The organism is Streptomyces sp. NPDC014995 (genome assembly GCF_043080745.1).
Lineage (GTDB): Bacteria > Actinomycetota > Actinomycetes > Streptomycetales > Streptomycetaceae > Streptomyces.
Window position 1 is genome coordinate 429,607 of record NZ_JBIBVX010000006.1, and the last position, 10,668, is coordinate 440,274.

Here is a 10,668-nt window from a genome sequence, read left to right on the forward strand (position 1 = left end):
CCGCCGTTCCGGCCCGCCCTGAAGTCGGCCGGGGTTTGTCCGCGCCGGCCACTTCCGGTTGCGCCGGCTCGTGCGCGAAGCGATACGCCGCCGACACTTTTCCCGCGCCATGAATCCGAGAAGACGAAGAGCAATGGGGAGGACCGCTTACGGATGCGATGTGTTGGGGCGGGGTTAACCCGTCCTCCATAGCTTCCCCGAATGCTGCAAAAAGCTTCCTCAGCAAGCCTCTTCGCATCCGAGGGCGGGCCGAGATGACCCAGCAGGACATACGCCCGCCCGCCCCGGCCCCGGCGCCCGTCGCCCTCGCGGCGGTGGCGCCGGAGCCGGCCCCGCGGCCGCTGATCTCGTACGTGCTGCCGGTCTACAACGAGCAGGACGGCATCACCGCCTTCCACACCGAACTGACCGCCGCCCTCGACGGCCGCCCGGACCTCGACGTCGAGCTGGTGTACGTCAACGACGGCTCGGCCGACGGCTCGCTCCCCCTCCTGAAGAGGATCGCGGCGCAGGACGACCGGGTCCGGGTGGTCGACTTCGCCCGCAACTTCGGCCACCAGATCGCCATCACGGCCGGCCTCGACGTCGCCAGGGGTGACGCGGTGATCGTCATGGACACCGACCTCCAGGACCCGCCGCGGGTCAGCCTGGAGCTGGTGGACGCCTGGCGCGAGGGCGCCGAGATCGTGCACGCGCGCCGCCGCAGCCGGCAGGACACCGCGTTCAAGCGGGCCACCGCGCACCTCTACTACCGGATCCTGCGCTCCTCCACCGAGGTGGACATCCCGCTGGACACCGGGGACTTCCGGCTGCTGGACCGGCGGGTCGCCGACGAACTGCGCAAGTACCGCGAGCGCAGCCGCTTCGTGCGCGGCATCGTCGCCTCGATGGGCTACCGCCAGACGGAGGTGGCCTTCGACCGCGACGAGCGGTTCGCCGGCGAGACGAAGTACCCGCTGCGCAAGATGGCCCGCCTCGCCGTCGACGGCATGACCAGCTTCTCCACCGCCCCCCTGAAGATGATCACGAAGCTGGGCTTCGTGGTGCTGACGCTGTCGCTGCTCGGCATCGTGTACGCGCTGGCGATGAAGTTCTTCCGGCCCGACATCACCGTCTCCGGCTGGACGATGCTGATGGTCGTCGTGCTGTTCCTGGGCGGCACGCAGATGCTGTCCCTGGGCGTGATCGGCACGTACGTCGGACGCATCTACAGCGAGGCGCAGGGACGTCCGCTGTACCTGGTGCGCGAGGTGATCGGCGCGGACGGCCACGGCGACGAGCGGGACGGTCGTGGTGGCGTCTGAAACCGCGTCCGGAACGGCGGCCACGACGACGGCTGCTTCGACATCTGGGGCGACGGCTGGGGCGAGGGCCGCAACGGCGGCCGACGGTGTCCGCGCTCCCGGCGGGTCACCCCGCGAGGGCCGCGCGCGGACCCTCCGCCAGTTCGTGCGCTACACCCTCATCGGCGGCAGCGGCGTCACCCTCGACCTGGTCGTGTTCCTGCTGCTGCACAACACGGCCGGGATGGACGAGCAGTTCGCCAACGCCCTCGGCACCACCCTCGGCATCACCAACAACTTCGTCCTGAACGCGCTGTTCACCTTCGAGCGCCGGGACCGGATCGTCGTGCGCTTCCTGCGCTTCTACGCCGTCGGCCTGACCGGGATCGTCCTGACGAACCTGCTCTTCCTGCTCTTCACCGACGCGCTGGGGACCGACGCGAACCTCGTCAAGGCGGCCTCGCTCCCGCTGGTCCTCGCGCTCCAGTTCGCGCTCAACAGAAAGTGGAGCTTCGCATGAACCTCGGCATCATCGGCGCGGGTGCCACCGGCCTGACCGCCGCCTGGGACGCCGTACGCGCCGGCCACCAGGTGACCATCCTGGAGGCGGCCGGCGAACTCGGCGGTCTCGCCGCGTCGTTGGAGGTGGGGGGCGTCCCGTTGGAGCGCTACTACCACCACATCTTCCGCAGCGACAAGGCGATGATCGCCCTCATCGAGGAGCTGGGGCTCGGGGACGCCCTGCGCTTCCACAGGCCGACCACCGGCATCTACCGCGGCGGGAAGCTGATCGACTTCACCACGCCGTTCGACATGCTGCGCTTCCCGGAGTTCTCCCCCGTCGACGCCGTCCGCTTCGCCGCATCCTCGGCGGTGCTGAAGGCGGTCCGGGACGGCGAGCGGTACAACGACCTCACGGCGCTGGCCTGGCTGCGCAGGCGGGCCGGGAAGAAGGCGACCGCGGCGATCTGGGAGCCGCTGCTGCGCGGCAAGTTCGGCGACCGCGCCGAGCAGGTGTCGATGGCGTGGCTGTGGGCCCGTATCCACTGCCGGACCTTCGAACTCGGCTACGTGGACGGCGGGTTCGAGCGGGTGTACGCGGCGCTGCGCGACGGCGTCGAGGAGCGCGGCGGCAAGGTCGAGTTCGGCAAGGCGGTGGAGACGATCCGGCAGGACGGGGCCGGTCCCGCCGTGGTGACCTGCGCGGACGGCTCGTCGTACGGCTTCGACCGGCTGATCGTCACCACGCCGCAGCCGGCCTTCGCCAAGGCGGCCGGGCTGCCGTCCGAGGACGCGGTGTGGAAGAACCAGTACCTGGGCGCGACCTGCTTCGTGCTGGAACTGGACCGCAGCGTGATCCCGTACTACTGGCTCAACATCAACGAGCCGGACTTCCCGTTCCTCGCCGTGGTGGAGCACACCCGGATGATCGACCCGGCGGTCTACGGCGGCCGGCACGTCCTCTACGTCGGCAACTACGTCGAGCGCGAGGACTGGCGGTTCACCACCGAGCCGGGCGAGCTGCTGAAGGCGTTCGTGCCGTACCTGAGGCGGATCAACCCGGAGTTCGACGAGTCCTGGATCACGAACTGGCACTTCTCGAAGGCCGGTTTCGCCCAGCCGGTCGTCACGCCCGGGTACCGGGCGCTGATCCCCGGCCACGAGACGCCGATGAGCCGGGTCACGCTGGCGACGATGGCGCAGATCTACCCGCAGGACCGGGGGCAGAGCTACTCGGTGGGGATGGCGCGCAAGGTGACGGCGTCGCTCGGACTGCGCTGAAGCGCACGGGAGACGGGCCCCGCCGCCGTGCCGGCCGGGGCCCGTTCGCCCGCGGTGTACGCCGGTTGGGGCGTACGTCGGTCGACGCCGGGCCTGCGCACGCACACCACGGTCTTCGACGCCCCGCTGTCCGACGCCGGCGGGCACGCGTAGGTGGCGACGATGCGCCGCATGAGCCCCGGGTCGACCTTGCCGGGCTTGAACCAGGCCCGGTCCAGGACGGCGTAGGGCGCCGGGTCGTGGTCGACGCAGTCGGCGTTCTCCTCGAACGACCTCAGGCCGGCGACGTCCTCGAGGAACCGGGTGCGCTGGAGGAAGGTGGAGATCGGGTACCGGCACTGGGCCGGGTGGTCGATGAAGTACACGTCGTCGCCGAAGGCGAGGTAGAGCACCCGCGCGCCGTCGGGGATCCGCGCCCGCACCGCGTCGGCGTTCCTCTGTTTGCGCTCCACGCCGTCGAGGAACGACGCGTTGGTCGCGCCCGCTTTGCCGTGCGCCACCAGGTGCGGGGAGCCGGGCCACATCCCGCCGGACAGGCACACCACACCGGCCAGGGCGACCAGTGCGGCGGGCGGCACACCGGCGGCTGCGCTCACGCTCACGCCACCCGCCTCGCACTTCCCGCCCTCCGCCTGGCGGCTCCCGCCCCGCGCTTCGCGCCAGGCGTCGTAGGCGGCCGCCAGCAGCGCGAGCAGGCCCAACGCCCAGACGGTGGCCGGCCGTTGCAGCCCCCTGGGCGCCTGGGCGTACAGCACGGGCAGCAGCCCGAACAGCAGCGACACGGCGCCGAAGCACCACGGGGGCGAACGGCGCGAGCCGCCGACGGCGAGGCCCCACATCGCGGCCGCGACCGCGGTCAGCTGGAAGGCGTGGTACATGAACCAGTTGCCCTGCACGACGACGACGGCCAGCGAGCCGCAGCCGATGGCCAGGGCGATCACGAGCAGTTCGACGCGCCGCCCGCGCCCGCGCACCCGGGCCAGGAGGAGCAGCAGGGCGCCCGGCAGGAGCAGCAGCACCGGGCTGAGCACGGCCCGGTCGGCGAGGAAGTCCACCGAGCGCTCCAGAAGGTGCCCGGGGTGGATGCCGGTGCGGCCGAGCGCCGACTGGTTGATCCGCGGCATGTCCTCGGTCCACTGCCACTCGTGCGACCCGGCGAGCACACTCAGCGCGAACAGGGCCACCGCGCCGGGCACGGCGAGGAGCGCGACCCGGATCGCACGGCCGCGGTCGACGACGTACACGAGGAGGATGCCGAAGGCGGCGGTGGAGGCGGTGGAGTACTTCATCATCACCGCGAGCCCGAGCGGTGCGGCGGCCAGCAGCGCGCCCGGCCAGGGGCGGGCCGTGCCGAGCGACGCCGCCACGCCGAACACGGTGAGGACGACGGCCGCCCACTCCGGCTGGAGGAAGTCGGTCCGCGGGGTGAGGACCAGCAGCAGGCCGGTGGCGCCCGCGGTGAGGGCGGCCTCGCGTCCGGTCAGCCGGCGCAGCAGCGCCAGGTACAGGGCGTGGGCCGCCGCGGCGGCGAGCAGGGCGCCCGCCGCGTACGTCACGGTCTCCCGTACGACGATCCCGCCGAAGGCGAGGTCGTCCAGGAGGGCGATGAACCACCGGTAGAAGAACGGCCGGTGGGTGAAGACCTCCGACGGCGAGTAGCCCGCCTCGCCGCCGGTGCGCAGGGCGGCGAGGACGTACCGGATGTCACCGGTGGGGCGCCGGGTGAGCACGGTGTACACCACGGCCGCCGCCGCGGGCAGCGCGACCACCGGCCACCACAGGGGTGACCGGCGGGCGCGGGGCCGGGCGGCGGGCGCGTCGGCCAGGACGGTCGCCATGGGTCAGCCGCCCAGGATCGCGCGCAGGTCGGCGGCGTTCGCCTCGGTGACCTTCCACAGCTCCTGCTGCCGGCCGTGTACGTCGGCGACCGTCTTGACGTGGTCGGCGAGCAGGTCGCGGGAGCGCTCCACGAGCAGGTCGGCGAGGTCGCGGTCGTGCACCGAGACACCCCACTCGGGCCGGTCGATGTCGCGCAGGAAGTACGCCATCTTGGGGTGCGAGACGAGGCTGATGATGGGTGTGCCGCAGCCGAACGGGATCATGCCGGCGTGCCCGCGCATGCCGATGACGAGCTTGGTGCGGGCGTACAGGCCGCGGATCTCGTCGTTGTCGAAGTCGTACATCGGGATGACGGGCAGCGACACGCCGTGCTCGCGGCGCAGGTCGAAGGCGAGCTTCTCGTCGTCCAGGGAGTGGGCGACGCACTGGACCTCGGCCAGTTCGCCCAGTTCCTCGACGGCCCGGGCCATCTGGGCGAGGAAGTAGCCGTAGTCGTGGCCGAAGCGCAGGCCGGCGCGGTCGTAGGCGCCGTTGAGGAGGATGGTGTCCTCGCGCCGGGCCGGGTCCTGCCAGTCGGCGACGAGCTGGCGGGTGACCGTGGTCGGGCAGGGCTGGAAGCGCACCTTGTCGTGCAGGTGGGCCGGCAGCATGGCGCGGACCTTCTCGATCGAGCCGTGGTTGCGCAGCCCGAAGAAGGCGGCGCGCTCGACGAGCTTGCGCAGTGAGGTGCGGAAGCGTTCGGCCCGGTAGGACTGGCCGTCGAAGGCGTTGAAGCCGACGGCGTACACCGCGATGGGGACGTCGATGCGCTCCAGCAGCTCGTCGGGGACGTTCCACTGCCAGGCGCTGTTGCCGTTGGGCATGGTGTCCGGGATGAACAGGCCGCCGCCGCCGATGACCAGGCCCTTGCGGGCGTTGACGCGTTCCAGGGCCGCCTCGTCGAAGAGGCGGTGGGCGTGCACGGAGTGCCAGCGCCGGGAGGTGGTGTCGGGGTCGAAGGCGAGGCGGACGCTCTCCGGGAGCAGCTTGTCGCCGGCGTTGCCCTGGCGGTCCATGTAGAAGGCGACGTGGGCGAGCTGGTCGCCGGGGCTGCCCTGCGCCTGCGGGGGGACGCCGAGGGTGCGCTGGTGCCAGATGCGGCTTGCCCGGTGCGTGGGGTCGACGGTGAGGCCGGCCAGCGCGTACGTCCGCGCCTGCGTGTCGTCGCCGTGCACCCAGGCGATCTGGGCGAGCCGCGAGAAGGCGGTCGCGGCCCGGTTGGGGGCGGCGGTGGCCAGCAGCAGCTGGGCGCGGGCCTCCTCGTAGCGGGAGACGCTCATCAGGGCGTGCCCGTACACCTCGTGCGGCCAGGCCTCGTCGACCGGGAGGTGCACGCGCTCCAGGATGTCGACGGCGGCCTGGTAGTCGCCGGCGCCGATGTGGGCGAGGGCGACCCGGCGGGCGGTGGTGACGTCGCCGGTGCGCTCGACGTGCGGCGTGCCGTAGTGGACGAGCAGGTCACGGTGGAGCGGGTCGGGGTTCTCCAGGTAGGCGGCGTGCAGTTCGGCGTCGGTGAGGTCGAACCCGGTCCAGCGTTCCTGCGCCTGCCCGTAGCCGGCCTCGCCGCCCTGCCAGGGCTTGTGGCGGCCGGTGAAGTGCAGGACGGCGGTGTCCTCGGGGACCGGGAGGTCGCCGGAGAGGCGGCGCTTGACGAAGTTGTACTTGGGGTCGAGGTCGACGAAGTCGCCGTCGAGCAGGGCGTTGAGGATGCCCTGGTCGTGCTTGTCGAGTTCGTACCTTCCGCTGCGGCCGATCGCGTCGAGCTTCGCGCAGAACGCGTCGGTGAGGTACTCCTTCTGGATGACGAGCAGGCCGCTGTTGAGCATGCGGGTCCTGTCGCCGTAGAAGAACTGCGCGACAGCCGCCAGGCCGTGGCGCAGCGCGAGGAGCTCCTTGATCGGGCCGAGGACCACCATGTCGGTGTCCAGGGTGATCACGGTGTCGTAGTCGCGGATCCGGAAGACGTCGAGGATGAAGTACGCCTTGCGGACCAGGTAGTTGTCCTGGTCGCCCTTGACGTAGGAGTCGTAGTGGCCGGCGTCGACGCGGCGGAAGATCACGCGCGGGTGCAGGGCGCGGATGCGGGCCACCGAGGCCGGACGCAGGTCGTCGTGGAGGACGATGAAGTCCTCGCAGACGTCCGGGTTGGACAGGGCCAGCGAGCGCAGCAGGACGAGGAACCCGGGCAGGTAGTTCTCGTCGACGAAGCTCGCGAAGGCGACGCGCCGCTTGCCGGTGAGCGCGCCGGCGTCGGCGACGGGGGCCGCGGGGGCGGATATGGGGCTCGTGGTCATCTCAGGGAAATCCTCATGCCGGAGACGCTCTGGGCCCGTTCCATGACCCACGCCTTCTCGCTGCCGTATTCGTGCACGTTGGTGATCGCCAGCTTCATCGCCTCGGGGAGGCGGTAGGCACCGCTCTCGTAGAAGTCGAAGCCGATCAGGTCGAGGGTGGGGCTGACGTCGAGGAAGTCGAGCAGCCACAGCATGTTGAAGCCGGACGTCGGGATGCCGGAGAACTGCTCCTGCGTCCAGCCGCCGATGTTCCGTACCGGCCAGCGCAGCGACTCGTCGTTGACGTAGGTCTGCGCGCCCGGGACGAGCTTGTTGCGGACCGAGTACTTCCAGTCGGGCGAGTTGCCGCCGAGGACCAGGCGGATGTCGGCCGGCTTGTCCCAGTTGAAGGCGTGCTTGTGGATGGTGACGTGGATGTCGGTCCGCTCGCCCGTGTGGGCGGGGTCGATCCGGTACGAGTTGAAGCGGACCACCAGGTCGTAGCCGTCGATCTCGGCGCCCATGCCGCTCTCGCCGACCTTGCCGGAGTTGGCGACGAGGCAGACCGACCTGTCGGCGATCCGGTTGCGGAACTCGCCGAGGCCGAGCCACCGCACGCCCCCGAACAGGGGCTCGGGCACCGGGCCGCGCATGCGGTTGCGGCGGATGTCGGCGTACAGGGCGAGGGCGCGGGTGAGTTCGGGGGTGGGCCGGGTGTGCTGGGCGGTGCTCAGGTCGAGGTAGTGACTGAGTGCCTCCTGGACCTCCTGCTCGGCGGTGCCCGCGCGGTCCATGGCGAGCAGTGCGCCGACCAGGCGGGCCTGGGCGCCCTGCTGGTCGCCGGCGGCGTGCGCGGCGAGGCCCTCGGCCCACACGTCGGTGGCCGGGCCGGCGCTGAAGCGCGTGGAGTCGGGGACACCGCGTTCGAGCAGGGCCAGGAGTTCGGCGCGGGCCGAGGTCGCGGCACGGATGCCGTCGACGCGGGCACGGACGCCGAAGCCGTCCTCCTTGGTGAGGTCCAGGTAGCGCTCGTAGGCCTCGGCGGCGGCGACGGGCAGGCCCATGGCCTCCAGCAGGCGGCCGCGCAGCCGCCAGCCGGCGCGGGAGTTGCGGCGGTGGGTGAGGATGGTGTCGCTGATGAGCAGCGTCAGGTTCAGCTCGTCGTCGTAGCCGCAGACGACCGCCTTGTCGCCGACGGCGAGCAGCGCGTCGAGCAGCTCGTTGCCGAGGCCGCTGCCGCCGCCGGCCGCCCTGGCGCCGCGGCGCAGCAGGCCTCCGGTCGTGGCCGTCGGCATGGACTGCTCCTGGGTGGCCCACAGGGCGAGGAGCCGGCGCAGTGCCTCGGCGAGGGCGGTGCGGCGGGGGTCGAGACTGCCGACGAGCTTGCCGCTGTGCACGGAGCAGGCGCGCAGGCACTCCTCCAGCTCGACCGGGGGCGGCACCGACGAGGGCCTTTCCGGCCGGGTGCGTGACCATCTGCTGCGGACCCTCGTCATGGTTCTCCTGGCGTATGAAGAAAACACAGAACTACTCGTTTTTTCATGAAGGTTTGGAGACCGTAAGAAAGGAAGACGACGCCCAGGTGAACCCCTCGGGACCTGAGGACGAATGCTCGCACCGCCGAACAGAAGCGCTGGTGGTGGCGTCATAGGGTCCCCATTGACGGCACTTTCGGAACACAGAGGGACGCGACGTGACGCAGACGGTCGTGAACACAGCTGGGCAGCCCATCACCGTTTCCGTCCCGTCGAAGGCGAAGGCGAAGGCGAGGGGCGCGGGCGGCGGCCGGCTGCGGGCCCTGGACGGACTGCGGCTGGTGGCCGCGCTGATGGTGGCCTGCTACCACTACGGCGGCCGCGGCGGGGAGATCTCCCAGGCCTGGGGCACGTCCCCCTCCCGCGTGTTCCCCAGCCTGCACACGCCGTTCGCCTACGGCTGCCTCGGCGTCCAGGTCTTCTTCGTGATCAGCGGCTTCGTCATCTGCATGAGCGGCTGGGGGCGCCCCCTGCGCTCCTTCTTCGCCTCCCGCGCCTCCCGGCTGCTGCCCGCCTACTGGGCGGCGGTCCTGCTGGTGACCGCGGTGTTCGCGCTGCCGGCCGTCGCCTACGAGGCGCTCTCACCGAGCGACACCCTGGTGAACCTGACGTTGCTTCAGCAGCCGCTGGGCGTCGACCGGGTGCTGGGCGTGGACTGGACGCTGTGGGCGGAGGTCCGCTTCTACGCCCTGTTCGCGCTGTGCGTGGTCCTGCCGGGCGCGAGCCGCCGACGGGTGATCATGTTCTGCGCGGCCTGGACGCTGACGGCGGCGATCGCGCGCGGCGTGCGGGAGCCGCTGCTGGATGTCGTGCTGATGCCGGAGTACGCGCCCTTCTTCATCGGCGGCGTCGCCCTCTACCTGGTCCACCGCGACCGGCGGGACGCGTACGCGTGGGGGATCGTCGGCGTGAGCTTCCTGATCGGGCAGCACTACGCGGTGCGCAGCCTGTGGAACGCCGCGGACCCGGACGCCTTCGCCCACCGCACGTCCCTCGGCATCGTCGCCGTCGTCGCGTTCGGTTTCGTCGCGGTCGCCGCGATCGCGCTCGGCTGGCTGGACCGGGTCAACTGGCGTTGGCTGACGGTGGCCGGGGCGCTGACGTACCCCTTCTACCTGGTGCACGAGCACCTGGGGTGGGTCGTGGTCGGGACCCTGCACCAGAAGCTGGGGGTGCCGTCGTACGCGACGTTCCCGCTGACGATCGGCTCGATGCTGGTGCTGGCGTGGCTGCTGAACCGGCTGGTGGAGGAGCGGCTGACGCCGGTGCTGCGGAAAGCACTGACGACCGCGCGAGGGTGAACGCGCCGGTGAACGCGGAATGCGGACAGCCGGTGATGCGGATCGCCCATGCCGGTGAATGCGGGAGTCGTATCCGCGGGTGAATGCGGGATGAATGCGCGGCCGCCTTCCGGAGAACCGGACCGCGGTCACGCCTTTTCCTGATCAGTTTCTTCCGCACCGCGCCTGGATTCCGGCGATCACCAACGCCGGCCACCCGCTCCCGACGCGGCGTCACCCGCTCGCCAGTGACAGCTTTACCGCGAACCCGAGGAACAGCGCCCCGGCCGCCGAGGTCGCCCCCGCCGAGAGCCGCCTGCGTCGGCGGAAGGAGGCCGCCAGCTTCGTCCCGCCGAATATCAGCGCGCTGAGATAGAGGAAGCTCGCGAGCTGCGCGAACGCGCCGAGGACGACGAACGACAGGGCGGGGTGGGCGTACCCCGGGTCGACGAACGGGGGCGGGCGGCTTCCGCCCCCGATCGCCCATCCGGGGGAAATACCCGGCTCAGAATGCGTCCGACGGCACGTAAGTGCCCCATACCTCGCGCAGGGCGTTGCAGACCTCGCCGATGGTGGCGCGGGCCTTGAGGGCGTCCTTCATGGGGTAGAGGACGTTGTCCTCGCCTTCGGCGGCCTT

Annotated in this window: 7 protein-coding genes and 1 pseudogene; 4 read left to right on the forward strand and 4 right to left on the reverse strand. The window is 71.2% G+C overall.

Features of this window, described 5'->3' with window-relative positions:
- Positions 1-254 precede the first annotated feature (254 nt).
- The 3 genes from ACF1A1_RS15595 (at position 255) to ACF1A1_RS15605 (ending at position 3,065) form a co-directional block, all read left to right on the forward strand.
- Positions 255-1,304, forward strand: a complete 1,050-nt coding sequence (locus ACF1A1_RS15595; RefSeq protein WP_392000174.1) for a glycosyltransferase family 2 protein — start codon at positions 255-257, stop codon at positions 1,302-1,304.
- Positions 1,305-1,449: 145 nt separating this feature from the next.
- Complete coding sequence (locus ACF1A1_RS15600; RefSeq protein WP_392000176.1) at positions 1,450-1,803, forward strand: GtrA family protein; 354 nt, start codon at positions 1,450-1,452, stop codon at positions 1,801-1,803.
- Entirely contained in the window at positions 1,800-3,065 is a 1,266-nt protein-coding gene (locus tag ACF1A1_RS15605) for an NAD(P)/FAD-dependent oxidoreductase (RefSeq protein ID WP_392000178.1), read from the forward strand. Before ACF1A1_RS15600 ends, ACF1A1_RS15605 begins: the two co-directional genes overlap by 4 nt.
- Here ACF1A1_RS15605 and ACF1A1_RS15610 read toward each other — a convergent pair.
- From ACF1A1_RS15610 to ACF1A1_RS15620, 3 genes are read right to left on the reverse strand one after another with little or no spacing between them, the layout of a single operon-like run.
- Positions 3,014-4,903, reverse strand: a complete 1,890-nt coding sequence (locus tag ACF1A1_RS15610) for a hypothetical protein (RefSeq protein WP_392000179.1) — start codon at positions 4,901-4,903, stop codon at positions 3,014-3,016. The genes ACF1A1_RS15605 and ACF1A1_RS15610 overlap by 52 nt on opposite strands.
- Before the next feature lie 3 nt (positions 4,904-4,906).
- Complete coding sequence (locus ACF1A1_RS15615) at positions 4,907-7,237, reverse strand: glycosyltransferase (protein WP_392000180.1); 2,331 nt, start codon at positions 7,235-7,237, stop codon at positions 4,907-4,909.
- Positions 7,234-8,658, reverse strand: coding sequence for a glycosyltransferase family 29 protein (locus tag ACF1A1_RS15620; protein ID WP_392000182.1), 1,425 nt, complete (start codon positions 8,656-8,658; stop codon positions 7,234-7,236). Before ACF1A1_RS15620 ends, ACF1A1_RS15615 begins: the two co-directional genes overlap by 4 nt.
- Before the next feature lie 287 nt (positions 8,659-8,945).
- Between ACF1A1_RS15620 and ACF1A1_RS15625 the strand changes: the two genes are divergently transcribed.
- Positions 8,946-10,052 (forward strand): acyltransferase family protein, encoded by a 1,107-nt coding sequence (locus tag ACF1A1_RS15625; protein WP_392000211.1) that lies wholly within the window; start codon positions 8,946-8,948, stop codon positions 10,050-10,052.
- Positions 10,053-10,265: 213 nt separating this feature from the next.
- Here the strand turns inward: ACF1A1_RS15625 and ACF1A1_RS15630 are convergent.
- Positions 10,266-10,484 (reverse strand): annotated as a pseudogene (locus tag ACF1A1_RS15630) (LysE family transporter); the annotation flags it as partial.
- Positions 10,485-10,668 lie beyond the last annotated feature (184 nt).